Source organism: Streptomyces sp. NPDC046335 (assembly GCF_055587985.1).
Genome location: NZ_JBVJFF010000004.1, coordinates 85,467 through 100,041 on the forward strand (window position 1 = coordinate 85,467; position 14,575 = coordinate 100,041).

At 71.2% G+C, this 14,575-nt stretch carries 17 protein-coding genes; 10 read left to right on the forward strand and 7 right to left on the reverse strand.

The genetic code is table 11. From position 1 onward, the window contains the following. The first annotated feature begins 99 nt into the window (after positions 1-99). The 7 genes from ACZ6JY_RS09840 to ACZ6JY_RS09870 all read left to right on the forward strand — a co-directional run bounded on the left by ACZ6JY_RS09840 (position 100) and on the right by ACZ6JY_RS09870 (position 5,739). The gene (locus tag ACZ6JY_RS09840) at positions 100-720 is read left to right on the forward strand and encodes a TetR/AcrR family transcriptional regulator (RefSeq protein ID WP_469194076.1); all 621 of its coding nucleotides are present in this window, start codon (positions 100-102) and stop codon (positions 718-720) included. Between the two features lie 272 nt (positions 721-992). Further along, complete coding sequence (locus ACZ6JY_RS09845) at positions 993-1,295, forward strand: urease subunit gamma (RefSeq protein ID WP_469194078.1); 303 nt, start codon at positions 993-995, stop codon at positions 1,293-1,295. Positions 1,296-1,311: 16 nt separating this feature from the next. Next, positions 1,312-1,656: an urease subunit beta gene (locus ACZ6JY_RS09850; RefSeq protein WP_469194079.1), complete on the forward strand. Its 345-nt coding sequence runs from the start codon at positions 1,312-1,314 to the stop codon at positions 1,654-1,656. Next, positions 1,649-3,370, forward strand: coding sequence for an urease subunit alpha (locus ACZ6JY_RS09855; RefSeq protein ID WP_469194081.1), 1,722 nt, complete (start codon positions 1,649-1,651; stop codon positions 3,368-3,370). The genes ACZ6JY_RS09850 and ACZ6JY_RS09855 overlap by 8 nt, the downstream gene beginning before the upstream one ends. 28 nt (positions 3,371-3,398) lie before the next feature. Then, positions 3,399-4,073 (forward strand): urease accessory protein UreF, encoded by a 675-nt coding sequence (locus ACZ6JY_RS09860; RefSeq protein WP_469194083.1) that lies wholly within the window; start codon positions 3,399-3,401, stop codon positions 4,071-4,073. Positions 4,074-4,252: 179 nt separating this feature from the next. Further along, positions 4,253-4,939, forward strand: coding sequence for an urease accessory protein UreG (gene ureG, locus ACZ6JY_RS09865; protein WP_469194085.1), 687 nt, complete (start codon positions 4,253-4,255; stop codon positions 4,937-4,939). Positions 4,940-4,965: 26 nt separating this feature from the next. Then, positions 4,966-5,739, forward strand: a complete 774-nt coding sequence (locus ACZ6JY_RS09870) for an urease accessory protein UreD (protein ID WP_469194087.1) — start codon at positions 4,966-4,968, stop codon at positions 5,737-5,739. Between the two features lie 31 nt (positions 5,740-5,770). Here the strand turns inward: ACZ6JY_RS09870 and ACZ6JY_RS09875 are convergent, their stop codons facing one another. Next, positions 5,771-6,505: a lysophospholipid acyltransferase family protein gene (locus tag ACZ6JY_RS09875; protein WP_469194089.1), complete on the reverse strand. Its 735-nt coding sequence runs from the start codon at positions 6,503-6,505 to the stop codon at positions 5,771-5,773. 237 nt (positions 6,506-6,742) lie between these two features. Here ACZ6JY_RS09875 and ACZ6JY_RS09880 point away from each other — a divergent pair, with 237 nt between their 5' ends. Then, positions 6,743-7,135, forward strand: coding sequence for an SSI family serine proteinase inhibitor (locus ACZ6JY_RS09880; RefSeq protein ID WP_469194091.1), 393 nt, complete (start codon positions 6,743-6,745; stop codon positions 7,133-7,135). A 32-nt stretch (positions 7,136-7,167) separates the two neighbouring features. Here ACZ6JY_RS09880 and ACZ6JY_RS09885 read toward each other — a convergent pair whose 3' ends face one another. The 5 genes from ACZ6JY_RS09885 to ACZ6JY_RS09905 form a co-directional block, all read right to left on the reverse strand. Beyond that, positions 7,168-7,326 carry a hypothetical protein gene (locus ACZ6JY_RS09885; protein WP_447035306.1) on the reverse strand — a complete coding sequence of 53 codons (159 nt, stop codon included), beginning with the start codon at positions 7,324-7,326 and terminating at the stop codon, positions 7,168-7,170. 86 nt (positions 7,327-7,412) lie between these two features. After that, positions 7,413-8,363: a cytochrome c oxidase assembly protein gene (locus tag ACZ6JY_RS09890; protein WP_469194093.1), complete on the reverse strand. Its 951-nt coding sequence runs from the start codon at positions 8,361-8,363 to the stop codon at positions 7,413-7,415. A gap of 108 nt (positions 8,364-8,471) precedes the next feature. Then, positions 8,472-9,497, reverse strand: a complete 1,026-nt coding sequence (locus ACZ6JY_RS09895) for a 6-phosphofructokinase (protein ID WP_469194094.1) — start codon at positions 9,495-9,497, stop codon at positions 8,472-8,474. A gap of 178 nt (positions 9,498-9,675) precedes the next feature. Then, entirely contained in the window at positions 9,676-10,404 is a 729-nt protein-coding gene (locus tag ACZ6JY_RS09900) for a type 1 glutamine amidotransferase (protein ID WP_469194095.1), read from the reverse strand. 42 nt (positions 10,405-10,446) lie between these two features. Next, positions 10,447-11,685, reverse strand: a complete 1,239-nt coding sequence (locus ACZ6JY_RS09905) for a MurT ligase domain-containing protein (protein ID WP_469194097.1) — start codon at positions 11,683-11,685, stop codon at positions 10,447-10,449. Positions 11,686-11,824: 139 nt separating this feature from the next. Here ACZ6JY_RS09905 and def point away from each other — a divergent pair, with 139 nt between their 5' ends. After that, the gene (gene def, locus ACZ6JY_RS09910) at positions 11,825-12,367 is read left to right on the forward strand and encodes a peptide deformylase (RefSeq protein WP_469194099.1); all 543 of its coding nucleotides are present in this window, start codon (positions 11,825-11,827) and stop codon (positions 12,365-12,367) included. 14 nt (positions 12,368-12,381) lie between these two features. Here def and ACZ6JY_RS09915 read toward each other — a convergent pair whose 3' ends face one another. Continuing rightward, a complete protein-coding gene (locus ACZ6JY_RS09915) occupies positions 12,382-13,026 on the reverse strand; it encodes a TetR/AcrR family transcriptional regulator (RefSeq protein ID WP_469194101.1) in 645 nt (214 codons plus the stop codon). A 163-nt stretch (positions 13,027-13,189) separates the two neighbouring features. Between ACZ6JY_RS09915 and ACZ6JY_RS09920 the strand changes: the two genes are divergently transcribed. Further along, positions 13,190-14,416: an acyl-CoA dehydrogenase family protein gene (locus ACZ6JY_RS09920; protein WP_469194103.1), complete on the forward strand. Its 1,227-nt coding sequence runs from the start codon at positions 13,190-13,192 to the stop codon at positions 14,414-14,416. Positions 14,417-14,575 lie beyond the last annotated feature (159 nt).

Consider the following 14,575-nt stretch of genomic DNA (forward strand, 5'->3'; position numbering starts at 1 on the left):
AAGGTATAGAGAAGGATCGTTCGTTTTACGGGTTGGCCTCACTGTCCTGCGGGCGTGGCGCGGTTGTCAAGAAGGAATGTTCGTTTTAATTTGGGGGGCATGGCACGCGTATCCCAGGAACACCTCGACGCCCGGCGTCGGCAGATCATCGACGGTGCCGCGCTCTGCTTCGCGCGGAACGGCTTCCACGCCACCTCCATGCAGGACGTGCTGAAAGAGGTCGACCTCTCGGCGGGCGCTGTCTACCGCTACTTCCGCGGCAAGGACGAGCTGATCGCCGCGATCGTCTCCGAGGTCCTGACCGACATCAGCGGCGTCTTCGAGTCGGCCGCCCGGCAGAGCCCCCCGCCCCCGCCGGACGTCCTGGTCGGACAGGTGATCACCGAAGTCCTGGACCTGAAGCCGGGGCTGCGCGACGGCACCAGGTCGTACTTCCCCCGGCTGATGATCCAGGTCTGGACGGAGACGCTCCGCAACGAGGAGCTGTCGGACCTCATGGCGGGCGGCTACGCGAAGGTGCGCGCCGCCTGGGTCGCGATCGTCGAGGGGTACCAGGAAGCGGGCATGATGCGCGCGGACATCCCCGCCGACCATGTCGCGCGGACCATGATCGCCGCGGTGCAGGGATTCGCCGCCCAGTACGCGCTGTTCGAAGAGGCGCCTGTCGAGGCGCTCCAGGACGGTATGCGCGCCCTGATGAGCATGGAGAAGCCCGGTTGACGGTCATGGGCCGGTGAGTATGGGAAAGCCCCGCTGACGGTCATGGACCGGTGAGTATGGGGAAGCCCAGCTGACGGTCATGGGCCGGTCAACGGCTGGTTAACCTCGTTGAAACTCCTCCCAACTACTCTCCCGTGCCACGCCACCAGGGGATTTCGTAGCCGGGGTGCGCAAGATCGCGCACCTTCGGTGTGTGTTACATCTATATCCGTCCGCGGTGGCGCGGCGACCGGACCCCGCACGGTCCGGAGCGAGGACTTGAGGTGGGAATCGTGCAACTGACCCCGCACGAGCAGGAGAGACTGCTCATCCATGTGGCCGCGGACGTGGCCGAGAAGCGAAGGGCGCGGGGGCTGCTGCTCAACCACCCCGAGGCGATCGCCCTCATCACCTCGCACATCCTGGAGGGCGCCCGCGACGGCCGCACGGTCTCCGAGCTGATGTCGTCCGGGCGCCGAGTCCTCACCCGGGACGACGTCATGACGGGCATATCCGAGATGATCCACGACGTCCAGGTCGAGGCCACCTTCCCGGACGGGACCAAGCTCGTCACCGTCCATGACCCGATCGTCTGACGGGAGTCCGCGCCTCATGCATGCCGCCACGCACGGCACGGGACAGGGCCTCGTCCCCGGTGAGATCCTCTTCGCCGACGAACCCGTTCTCTTCAACGAGGGCCGCGAGGTCACCCGCCTCACCGTTCTCAACGCGGCCGACCGCCCCGTCCAGGTCGGCTCCCACTACCACTTCGCCGAGGCCAACCCGGGCCTGGACTTCGACCGCGGCGCCGCACGCGGGAAGCGGCTCAACATCGCCGCGGGCACCGCCGTGCGCTTCGAGCCCGGAATCCCCGTCGACGTCGAGCTCGTCCCGCTGGCCGGCAAGCGCGTCGTGCCCGGCCTGCGCGGCGAGACCGGAGGTGCCCTCGATGCCTGAGCTCTCGCGCGCCGCGTACGCCGATCTCTTCGGCCCCACGACGGGCGACCGGATCAGGCTCGCCGACACCGACCTCCTGATCGAGGTCGAGGAGGACCGTTCGGGCGGCCCGGGGCGCTCGGGCGACGAGTCCGTGTTCGGCGGCGGCAAGGTCATCCGCGAGTCGATGGGCCAGTCCCGCACGACACGCGCCGAGGGAGCCCCCGACACCGTCATCACCGGTGCGGTGATCATCGACCACTGGGGCGTCGTCAAGGCCGACGTGGGCATACGGGACGGCCGGATCACCGGCATCGGCAAGTCCGGCAACCCCGACACGATGGACGGCGTCGACCCCGAGCTGGTCATCGGCCCGGAGACCGAGATCCTTTCGGGCAACGGCAAGATCCTCACCGCCGGCGGCATCGACACCCACATCCACTTCATCTCCCCGACCATCGTCGACGAGGCGCTGGCCTCCGGTGTCACGACGCTCTTCGGCGGTGGCACGGGCCCCGCCGAGGGCAGCAAGGCGACCACGATCACGCCGGGCGCCTGGCATCTTGCGCGCATGTTCGCGGCCCTGGAGTCCAGCCCCGTCAACATCGGCTTCCTCGGCAAGGGCAACACCGTCTCCACCGAGTCCATGCACGCCCAGCTGCGGGCCGGCGCGGTCAGCTTCAAGATCCACGAGGACTGGGGCGCGACGCCCGCCGTCATCGACACCTGCCTGAACGTCTGCGAGGAGACCGGCGCCCAGCTCGCCGTCCACACCGACACCCTCAACGAAGCGGGCTTCGTCGACGCCACGTTCGACGCCGTCGCGGGCCGGACCCTGCACGCCTTCCACGTCGAGGGCGCGGGCGGCGGACACGCCCCCGACATGATCACCGCGGTGTCGCTGCCCAACATGCTGCCGAGCTCCACCAACCCCACCCGGCCGCACACCGTCAACACCGTCGAAGAACACCTCGACATGCTGATGGTCTGCCACCACCTCAACCCGGCCGTCCCCGAGGACCTGGCCTTCGCCGAGTCCCGCATCAGGCCCACCACCATCGGGGCGGAGGACATCCTCCACGACCTCGGCGCCATCTCGATCATGTCGTCCGACTCGCAGGCGATGGGGCGCATCGGCGAGGTCATCATGCGTACGTGGCAGACCGCGCACGTGATGAAGCGGCGCCGCGGCTTCCTGCCGGGGGACACCCGCGCCGACAACCGCCGCGCGCGTCGATATGTCGCCAAGTACACGATCAACGCGGCCGTCGCGCAGGGCATCGACCACGAGATCGGGTCGGTCGAGACCGGCAAGCTCGCGGACCTCGTCCTGTGGGAACCGGCGTTCTTCGGCGTCAAGCCGCAGGTCGTCCTCAAGGGCGGGCAGATCGCGTACGCGCAGATGGGCGACGCCAACGCCTCCATCCCCACCCCGCAGCCGGTCCTGCCGCGCCGCATGTACGGGGCGTACGGCAAGGCCCCGGGTCTTAACTCGGTCAACTTCGTGACCCAGTCAGCATTGGACGACGGACTTCCGGAACGCCTCGGCCTGGACAAGCAGTTCCTGGCCATCCGCTCCACCCGAGGCCGCTCCAAGGCCGACATGCGGGAGAACGACGCGCTGCCCCGTGTCGAGGTCGCCCCCGACAGCTTCGCCGTCACCATCGACGGTGAACTCGTCGAGCCGTCACCGGCCATGGAACTGCCGCTCGCCCAGCGGTACTTCCTCTTCTGACGGCCCGGCGGAAACAGGCGGCGATCACATGTCACGCGCAGCACTTCTCGTCCTGGCCGACGGCCGCTTCCCCGCCGGGGGGCATGCCCACTCCGGCGGGGCCGAAGAGGCCGTCAAGGCCGGACGCGTCACCGGGGCCGCGAGCCTGGAGGCCTTCTGCCGCGGGCGGCTCCACACCAGCGGCCTGGTGGCGGCCTCCCTCGCGGCGGCCGCCGCGCTCGGGGTGGACCCGGTCGTCCTCGACGCCGCGGCGGACGCCCGTACGCCCTCGCCCGCGCTGCGGACGGCGGCGCGGCGGCTGGGGCGGCAGCTGATGCGGGCGGCGCGGGCGGCCTGGCCGCATCCGGAACTCGACGCTCTGGCCCGTCGCTTCCCCAAGGGGGCACATCAGCCCGTCGTCCTCGGGCTCGCCGCGCGGGCCGCGGGGCTCGGGCCGAAGGACGCGGCGTACTGCTCCGCGTACGAGGGGATCAGCGGTCCTGCGACCGCCACGGTGCGGCTGCTCAGCCTCGACCCCTTCGACGCCACGGGGGTCCTCGCCCGCCTCGCGCCCGAACTCGACGGGGTCGCCCTGCGGGCGGCGGAGGCGGCCGGGAGGGTCCTCGCCGAGGGGGTCGACGCGTTGCCCGCGGCTTCGGCTCCGCTGCTTGAGCTGGGGGCGCAGGCCCATGCGGGGTGGTCTGTGCGGTTGTTCGCGTCGTAGCGGGGCGACGCTTTCACTCCGGGGCCGACTTTCTGGGGGCTTCGCCCCCAGACCCCCCCCATATCGGCCTGAACGGCCTCGTCCTCAAACGCCGGACGGGCTGGGAGGCGCGCCGGACGGGCTGACAGGCGCGTCGGGCCATTCGTCCATCCATCCGATCGCAAACCGTAGGAGCCCTCATGCACCTCGACCACTCACACGACAACGGCCCCGCGGCCGTCTCCGCCGACGCACGGCGGCCCGACGGGAGGCGGCGCGCCCTGCGCATCGGTCTCGGCGGGCCGGTGGGCACCGGGAAGACCGCCACCGTCGCCGCGCTCTGCCGGGCCCTGCGCGACGAGCTGTCCCTCGCTGTCGTCACCAACGACATCTACACCCGCGAGGACGCCGAGTTCCTGCTCCGCGAGGCCGTTCTGCCGCCCGAGCGGATCACCGCCGTGGAGACCGGGGCCTGTCCGCACACCGCGATCCGTGACGACATCTCCGCGAACCTGGAGGCCGTGGAGGACCTGGAGGACGAGGTCGGGCCGCTCGACCTGATCCTCGTCGAGTCCGGCGGCGACAACCTCACCGCCACCTTCTCCAAGGGGCTCGTCGACGCGCAGATCTTCGTCATCGACGTGGCGGGCGGCGACGACATCCCGCGCAAGGGCGGGCCCGGCGTCACCACCGCCGACCTGCTGGTCGTCAACAAGACCGACCTCGCCCCGTACGTCGGCTCGGACCTGGCCACGATGGCCGCCGACGCCAAGGCGCAGCGCGCGGAGCTGCCGGTGGTGTTCCAGTCGCTGCGGTCCGCGGAGGGCGTCGGTCCGGTCGCCGCCTGGGTGCGTGAGCAGTACGCCGCGTGGACCGCGTCGGCGTGAGGACCGGCACCGCCCCTCGGGGCCGTATGGGAACGGGAGGCGGCGCGGGGCTGCGGGCCACCGCCCGGGTCGAGGCGCGCGCCGACGGGCGGGGCGGCACGGCCTTGCCCGTGCTCGACGGCGAGGGCCCGCTCGCCCTGCGCCGCACCCGCACCCGCTCCGGCGGCCCGGCGGCCCGCGTCACGCTGGTCGGGGCGATGAGCGGACCGCTCGGCGGCGACCATCTCACCGTCGAAGCCACCGCGCACGCGGGCGCCCGGCTCCACATCGACTCGGCTGCGGCCACTCTGGCGCTGCCGGGCCAGGGCGGCGACGCGGCGCGCTACGACGTGCGGATCGGCGTGGCCGATGGCGCGGAACTGCGCTGGCTGCCGGAGCAGCTGATCTCGGTGCGCGGCAGTGACCTGCGGCTCTCCACGCGCGTGGAGCTCGCCGCGGGGGCCCGTCTCGTGCTGCGGGAGGAGCAGGTGCTCGGGCGGGCGGGCGAAGCCCCCGGCAGGCTGACCAGCCGACTGACCGTGTACCGCGCGGGGTCCCCGCTGCTCGACCAGGAGCTGGCCTTCGGCCCGGGCACGCCCGGCGGCTGGGACGGCCCCGCGGTCCTCGCGGGGCGCCGGGCGGTGGGGCAGCTCATCGTCGTACGCCCCGAGTACGAACAGAGCGAACCGGAGGCGTCACGCCTGGGGGAGTGGGCCGCGCTCACCCCACTGGCCGGCCCCGGCGTCCTGGTCACCGCGGTGGCTCCGGACGCCCTCCAGGTACGCCGGACACTGGACGCGGCCCTGCGCGACCTGGGGTGAGGCCGACCGCAGGCAGCAGCGCCGCGTCGTGTCAGCTCAGGGGCAGTCGCGGGAACCTGCGGCGCTCCTTGTCGCGTTCCGCGGCGCGCTCCGCCTCCTCCGCCTTCACGACGGCCGCGTACTTGTCCACGTACTCCTGGCCGGAGAGTCCGAGGATCGCGTACATGATCTCGTCGGTGACGGCCCGCAGGACCGCCTTCTCGTTGTCCATGCCGACGTAACGGGAGAAGTCCAGGGGCTCACCGAAGCGGATCGTCACGCGGCGCAGGTTCGGCAGCTTCTGGCCGGGCGGCTGTGCCTCGAAGGTGCCGATCATCGCGCAGGGGATCACCGGGACCCGCGCCTTGAGCGCCATCGCGGCGACGCCGACCTTGCCCTTGTAGAGCCGTCCGTCGTGCGAGCGGGTGCCCTCCGGATAGATGCCGAGCAGCTCCCCCTTGCGCAGCACGCCCAGGCCCTCCCGGATCGCGGCCTTGCCCGCCTCCTTGCCGGAGCGGTCGACCGGGATCTGCCCCGCGCTGCGGAAGAACGCGGCGGTGAGGCGGCCCCTGATACCGGGGCCCGTGAAGTACTCGGCCTTCGCCAGGAACGTGATGCGGCGCTTGATGATCGCCGGCATCAGGAAGTGGTCGGAGAACGACAGGTGGTTGCCCGCGACGATCGCCGCGCCGGTCTGCGGCACATGTTCCAGACCCTCGATCCTGGGCCGGAACATCAGCCGGAGCAGCGGACCGAGGAGCACGTACTTGAGCAGTGGATAGAACATGGTGGCTGCCTTCCCCCTGGTCCCGGTGCCGACGCACAGTAGCCAATCAATGGTGCGGACGCGAGAGCCCGTTCGGGCTGTTATGCGCCGCCGGGCGGGCGAAATACCTGCGCGGTGCCTCGACGTGCCGCGCGGACGGGGTTCCGCTGGTCTCTCCCCGGCGATCTCGCCGCCGGGGCCGAACGCCACAGAACGTCACCGCCACCGTCACGTCACCGGCCACCACCGGAGGTCCTCATGCGCCCGTTCACCGTCGCCGTCGCCGCACTGATCGCCCTCGGCGCCTCCGCCCCCGCCCAGGCGGCCGACACGGCGGCCTCCGCCCCGAAACGCGGGCTCTTCCTCACCGTCTCGGAGGCGGACGACACGTGGATCCGCGGAGTGCTGCTCCGCTGCGACCCGAAGCCCGCGGGGCGCCACCCGCACGCCGCGTCGGCCTGCGCGGAGATCGCCAGGGCCTCGGGCGACCTCGACGCACTGCCCCGTACGGCACGGCCGTGCACCAAGAAGTACGACCCGGTGACCGCCAGCGCGACCGGCACCCACAAGGGCCGGGGCGTGAGCTGGGTCAAGGTCTTCCCCAACCGCTGCGAGCTGGAGGTGGCCACCGGATCGGTCTTCCGTTTCTGACCGGCCGGCCCCGCGGTACCGCCCCGCCGCGCTCACGAGCCCCGCGAGAGCACCATCCCCAGGGTGAGCAGCCCGAGCACGACCCAGCCGAACCACAGCCAGCCGTTGCTTCCGAGCGCCGCCGAATAGGCCGTCACCATGACCAGGCCTCCGATGGTGAACCCACCCATGGTCTTCGTGGAACCGGGCATCGCTCAGCCTCCTCCCGGCAGCCCCCGCGCCTGCGCGCCGGGGCCGCGGTCCGAAGACCATCGTCACCCGCGATGCCCCATCCGCGCTAGCGCCCGCGAGCCGCCAGTGAGGCCAGGTAGGCGTTGTAGGCCTCCAGCTCCTTGTCACCGTCGCGGTCGGCGGCCCGGTCCTTGCGCCGGGCCTCGCGGTCCTCGGAGCGGCGCCACTGGAAGAGCAGGGCCACCAGGACCACCACGGAGGGAATCTCACTGAACGCCCAGGCGATGCCGCCGGCGGCCTCCTGGTCGGCCAGGGCGTCGATGCCGAGTGAGGCGGGCGGGTGCATGTACGTGCCGATCATCGGCTGCGTTCCCATCATCAGCGCGATGCCGAAGAACGCGTGGAAGGGCATGCCCGCGAACAGTTCCAGCATCCGCATGATGTAGCCGGGGCGGTGCGGGCCGGGATCGACGCCCATGATCGGCCAGAAGAAGACCAGGCCCACGGCGAGGAAGTGCACCATCATTCCGATGTGGCCCACCTTGGAGCCCATCAGCGTGTCGAAGATCGGCGTGAAGTAGAGCCCGTACAGGCTCGCGATGAACAGCGGAATCGTGAACGCCGGATGCGTGATGATCCGCATGTACCGGCTGTGCAGCACCCACAGCAGCCACTCGCGCGGCCCCTTGTGGCCGCGCGCCGCCGCCGGCAGGGCGCGCAGGGCCAGCGTGATCGGGGCGCCGAGCAGCAGCAGGATCGGCGACAGCATGCTGATCACCATGTGCTGCACCATGTGCACGCTGAACATGACCATGCCGTAGTCGTTGAGCTTGGTGCACATCACGAGCAGTACGGTGAGAACACCGATCACGAAGGCGATCGTGCGCCCCACCGGCCACTTGTCGCCCCGCCGCACCAGCCGCACCACGCCCCACGCGTAGAGGGCCAGTCCCACCAGGCCGCCGATGAGGAAGAAGGGCTCGACGGAGATCTCCAGGCCCCGCCCCAGCGTGAACGGCGGCAGATCCATGTTCATGCCGTGCCCGCTGTGATCCATCCGGTGGCTCCTGATTCGTGCGGATTGTGCGACGTGTGTCGGCACCAGACTAGAACCGCCCCCGGCCGCAGACGCGACCGGGGGCGAGTAGTGCGAGGAGCGACGGGACTACAGCACGCACTCCGCCTCGGCGTACCGCTCGTCGGGCACGGTCTTCAGCGTTTCGACGGCCTCGGCGAGCGACACCATGACGATGTCCGTGCCCCGCAGCGCCGTCATCCTGCCGAACTCGCCGCGGTGCACCGCCTCCACCGCGTGCCAGCCGAAGCGCGTCGCGAGGACCCGGTCGTACGCGGTCGGGGTGCCGCCGCGCTGGACGTGCCCGAGGATGACCGGACGCGCCTCCTTGCCGAGGCGCTGCTCCAGTTCGAGGGAGAGCTGCCGGGCGATGCCGGCGAACCGCTCGTGGCCGTAGACGTCCTTGCCGCCCACGTCGAACTCCATGGAGCCCTCGCGGGGCTTGGCGCCCTCGGCGGCCACGACGATCGCGAACTTCTTGCCCGCCGAGAAGCGCTCGCCGACCTTCTTGGCCAGCTCCTCGATGTCGAAGGGGCGCTCGGGCACGACGACGGCGTGCGCGCCCGCGGCCATTCCGGAGTGCAGGGCGATCCAGCCGGTGTGCCGGCCCATGACCTCGACGATGAGGACGCGCTGGTGCGACTCGGCGGTGGTCTTCAGCCGGTCGAGCGCCTCGGTCGCCACGCCCACGGCGGTGTCGAAGCCGAAGGTGACGTCGGTGACGGCGATGTCGTTGTCGATCGTCTTGGGGACGCCGACGATGGGCAGGCCCGCGTCGGAGAGCAGCCTGGCCGCCTTCAGCGTGCCCTCGCCGCCGATCGGGATGATCGCGTCGAGACCGAGGTCGGCGACGTGGCCCTTGGCCCGCTCCACGCCGTCACGCAGATGCGCGGGCTGCACCCGGGAGGAGCCGAGGATCGTCCCGCCGCGGGCGAGGATGCCGCCCACGGCATCGAGGTCGAGCTTGCGGTAGTCGCATTCCAGGAGGCCCTTCCAGCCGTCGTGGAAGCCGATGACCTCGTCGCCGTGGTCCGCCACCGCGCGGTGCACGACGGAGCGGATGACGGCATTCAGTCCGGGGCAGTCGCCGCCGGAGGTCAGGACACCAATGCGCATAGCCCGGAATACCTTTGCAACGTGGGCCGATGACCGGACCACGTCGTCCGGCCGGGTTGCCGCCACCCTATAGGCGCCGGGGGGCTGGACAGCATCGGGCGTCCGAGGGCTGGACGTCCCCGCTCACATGTGCGGGCGGGGCGTCAGGCGGGCCCTCGGCCGAGGGCCCGCGCCGGGCTCAGGCGGGCTGCTGCGCCGAGGCGATGCGCTCGGCGCGCAGCGCCTCGTACCACCGGTCGTCCGTGGGCGGCAGCGCGTTCACATCGAGGGCCAGCTTCAGCAGCAGGTCCGCGATCAGCGGGTTGCGGGCGAGGACCGGGCCGTGCATGTACGTGCCGAAGACCGTGCCGTTGTACGCGCCCTCGGTGCCGTCCCCCGTGCCGTTGCCCCGGCCGAGTGTGACGCGGGCGAGGGGCCGCGCGGACGGGCCGACGTGGGTGATGCCCTGATGGTTCTCGAAGCCGGTCAGCGGCGGCAGGCCGAGCTGCGGGTCGATGTTCCCGAGGACGTCGCCGACGCACCGGTCGCCCTCGCCGCGGGTGGAGACCACGTCGAGCAGGCCGAGGCCGGGCTCGCGCTGGCCGAGGTCGTTGATGAACTCGTTGCCCAGGATCTGATACCCGGCGCAGACCGAGAAGACGATCGCGCCGTTGCCCACGGCCCGCTGAAGGCCGCCGTCGCGGCGCAGCCGCTCGGCCGCCAGGCGCTGCGGACGGTCCTCGCCGCCGCCGATCAGATAGATGTCGCCGGAGGTGGGCACCGGCTGGTCGCTGCGCACGTCGTAGCGCTCGACCTGGAGGCCGCGCTGGCGGGCGCGGCGCTCCACCACCAGGGCATTGCCCTGGTCCCCGTACGTGCTCAGCAGGTCGGGGTAGATCCACACCAGCCGAAGGCTGTTGTCGCTCATGCTCATTCGTCCCTACGAAAAGGTCTAAGGGGGCCGGTGGGGTCAGTTGCCGACGCGGCGGCGCAGGTCCTGGAACGCGGTGTAGTTCGCGATCGTCTCGATGCGTCCCGGCGGGGCGAGCTGCACCGCCTCGTCGAGGGACTCGCAGACCCGGAAGTCCAGGCCCGCGACCTCCAGGCGCACCGCCAGGTCCAGCTTGCGGTCGCCGAGGACGAAGATCGGGTGACCGGCGAGGCGGGTGTAGTCGACGTCCCAGAGCCAGGAGGTGTCCGTGCCGTCCGCGCCGCGGGCGTTCACCGCGAGGATCACCGGGGTCGGCGGGGGGTCGATCAGCGAGAACGTCTCGAGCCAGCCCGCCGGGTTCTTCGCCAGCAGCAGCCGCAGGTCACGGCCCTGGAACTGCACGACGTCATAGCGGCCCGCGACGGCCTGCACCTGGTACATCCGCTCCAGGGCGACCTGCGGCGGCACCCCGAAGACGGCGGCGACGGCGGCCGAGGAGGTGGCGTTGGCCTTGTTGGCACGGCCGGGGAGCTGAAGGTGGATGGGCCACGCCGAGCCGTGCGGGTCGAGGACGTGGTCGCCGGAGAGCACCCAGCTCGGGGCCGGGCGGCGGAAGCCGCACTCGCCGCAGAACCAGTCGTCACCGGGGCGCTGCATGACGCCGCCGCAGGACGGGCAGGACCAGGCGTCGTCCTTCCACTCCTGGCCCGCGGCCACCCACACCACGTTCGGTGAGGAGGAGGCCGCCCAGACGACCAGCGGGTCGTCGGCGTTGGCGATGACCACGGCCTTGGAACCGGACAGGCCCTCGCGCCACTTCTCGGCGAGCATGCGGGTCTCGGCGGCGCGGTCGAGCTGGTCGCGCGAGAGGTTCAGGAGGGCGATCGCCTTCGGGGCCACGTCACGGGCGACGCCCGCGAGGTACTTCTCGTCGACCTCGATCACGCCGTACTTGGCGTCGGAGCCGCCGGCGAGCGCCGAGGTGATTCCGGCAGGCATGTTCGCGCCCAGTGCGTTCGACACGACGGGGCCGCTGGCTCGCAGTGCCTCGGCGATCAGGCGTGTGGTGGTCGTCTTGCCGTTGGTGGCCGACACGAGGACCACGTCCAGGTGTGTGGCGAGCCGACCGAGCAGCTCGGGGTCGAGCCGGAGCGCGACCTTGCCGCCGATCACCGATCCGCTGCCGCGGCCGGCCGCGCGCGACACCGCCGCGGCCGCCTTGCCCGCCGTCACGGCCAGCTTGGCCCGCGGCGACAGCGGGTCCGTGTTGCCTGACATCTGTCGAGATCCTCCTTGCGTACGGCGCCGCGCCTGCCCCCGGCATCGTTTCTCTGCTCAGCCTATCGAGATCCACAGACAAGCCCGAACCACGGCACCACCTCGGTGCCGCTTCTCCATGGACCGTACTCTTGCCGCCATGCGACACGGCTCGATCCCGGGCGCCTCGGGGCGCGTACGACCTCTGACCCTGCTCGGTGACCCCGTGCTCCACACGGCCTGCGAGGAGGTCACCGACTTCGGCCCCGAACTGGCGCGCCTGGTCGAGGACATGTTCGCCACGATGTACGCGGCCCAGGGCGTGGGCCTGGCGGCGAACCAGATCGGCGTCGCGCGGCGGGTGTTCGTGTACGACTGCCCCGACGACGATGACATCCGTCACCTCGGGTACGTGGTCAACGCCCGCCTCGTCGAGGCGGACGGCGAGACGGTGCGCGGCCCGGAGGGCTGCCTCTCGCTCCCGGGCCTCGAAGCGGGCACGCCGCGCTTCGACCACGCCGTGGTCGAGGGGGTCGATCTGCGCGGCGAGCCGGTGAGGGTGCACGGGACGGGCTGGTTCGCGCGCTGCCTCCAGCACGAGTGCGACCACCTGGAGGGCTCTGTCTACACCGACCACGTCACCGGCTGGCGGCGCCGCAAGGTGCTGCGGGCCGCCGCCAGGGCGTCCTGGAACACCGCCTGACGTCCCGCGCCGGCTCAGAATCCGGGGCCGTCCGCGCGGTTGCCCGCGGCGGCCAGGCGGCCCCAGAGCAGATCGGCGAGGCTGCGCACCAACTGCGCGCGCGGGCAGGGCCGTTCGGTCAGCCACCAGTCGCCCGCGGCGTGCATCATGCCGACGATGCCGTGGCCCCAGACGCGGGCCAGTTCGGCGCTCTCCGGGCCGAGGTCGACGCGCTCCTCGATGACCTCCGCCAGCTCCTCGCCGAGGCGGCGCAGCAGGGGCGCGGAGTGCACGCCGACGTCGAAGCCCTGGTCGCCGGGGGAGGGCGCCTCCGCGGGGTGCATCAGGAAGCGGTAGACCTGAGGGCGTGCCTCGATCGCCGAGAGGTAGGTGTCGAGCGTGGCCTCGACGCGCTCCCTGCGTTCGGCGGGGGCGTCGAGTGCGGCGCGCAGGGCTTCGAGCAGCGCGTCCGTATGCCGTTTGGCGAGCGCGGCGTAGAGTCCGCCCTTGTCGCCGAAGTGCCGGTAGAGGATCGGCTTGGTGATGCCGGCCTCGGCCGCGATGGCGTTCATCGAGGCGCCGGGCCCGTCGCGGAGCACCACCCGGTCCGCGGCTTCGAGCAGCTCACGCCGACGGCGCGCGGCGGACCGCTGTTGATCGGTCCGCTGGGTGGTCTCCATGGTTTCTCCCCGCCCGTGCTGATTCGGTGACGCACGCGCAACGTAACACCCTGAGCGCCCTCCGCATCGAACGGGCTACCGGGAGTTGACATGGGCTACTGGTGAGTAACACACTTCAGTTACCGCAAGTAACGTGGCAGTTGATGCAGGTCCTGGAGGGGTCATGGCCGAGTTCACCATGGAGCTCAACGACGAACAGAAGGAGGTCCGGGACTGGCTCCACGGATTCGCCGCCGATGTGATCCGCCCCGCGGCCGCCGAATGGGACGAGCGCGAGGAGACTCCCTGGCCCATCATCCAGGAAGCGGCGAAGCTCGGGATCTATTCACTGGATTTCTATGCCCAGCAGTTCTTCGACCCCACGGGCCTCGGCATCCCGATGGCCACCGAGGAGATCTTCTGGGGTGACGCCGGCATCGGCCTGTCCATCATGGGCACCGGCCTCGCCGCCGTCGGCGTGCTCGCCAACGGCACCGAGGAGCAGATCGGCACCTGGATCCCGCAGATGTACGGCGACGTGAACGACGTCAAGGTCGCCGCCTTCTGCTCCTCCGAACCGGACGCCGGATCCGACGTGGCGGCCATGCGCACCCGCGCCGTCTACGACGAGGCCAAGGACGAATGGGTCCTCAACGGCACGAAGACCTGGGCGACCAACGGCGGCATAGCCAACGTCCACGTCGTCGTCGCGGTCGTCGACCCCGATCTCGGCTCGAAGGGCCACGCCTCCTTCATCGTCCCGCCGGCCACGCCCGGCCTCTCCCAGGGCCAGAAGTTCAAGAAGCACGGCATCCGCGCCTCGCACACCGCCGAGGTCGTCCTTGAGGACGTACGCGTTCCCGGCCACTGCCTACTCGGCGGCAAGGAGAAGCTCGACGAGCGACTGGCACGCGCGCGTGAGCGGGCCAAGGCCGGCGGCGAGCGCGTCAAGAACGCCGCGATGGCCACCTTCGAGGCGTCCCGCCCGGCCGTCGGCGCCATGGCGGTGGGCACGGCACGCGCCGCGTACGAGGAGGCCATGGAGTACGCCAAGACGCGCACCCAGTTCGGCCGCCCGATCATCGACAACCAGGGCATCGCCTTCCAGCTCGCCGACATGCGTACGCAGATCGACGCCGCCCGCCTGCTCGTGTGGCGCGCCTCGTGGATGGCGAGCACCGGCAAGAAGTTCGAGTCGGCCGAGGGCTCCATGTCCAAGCTGTACGCGAGCGAGGTCGCAAAGAAGGTCACCGCACAGGCCGTGCAGATCCTCGGCGGCAACGGCTTCACACGCGAGTACCCGGTGGAGCGCATGCACCGCGACGCCGCGATCTACACCATTTTCGAGGGCACGAGCGAGATCCAGCGCCTGGTGATCGCCCGCACGCTCTCGGGCATGCCGATCCGGTAGCCGCCTCGCGCCCGGCGGTCCTCGTACGCCCGCAGTCGATGCGGCTGACCGTCGGGCACTGGAGTCCATGGAGCTGGTCGAACGCGCCCCGCCCAAGCAAGCTCGCGGGAGATCGTCGAGCGCGCGGCCGGCCTCGCCCGGGCCTTCCGTGAGGCGTGG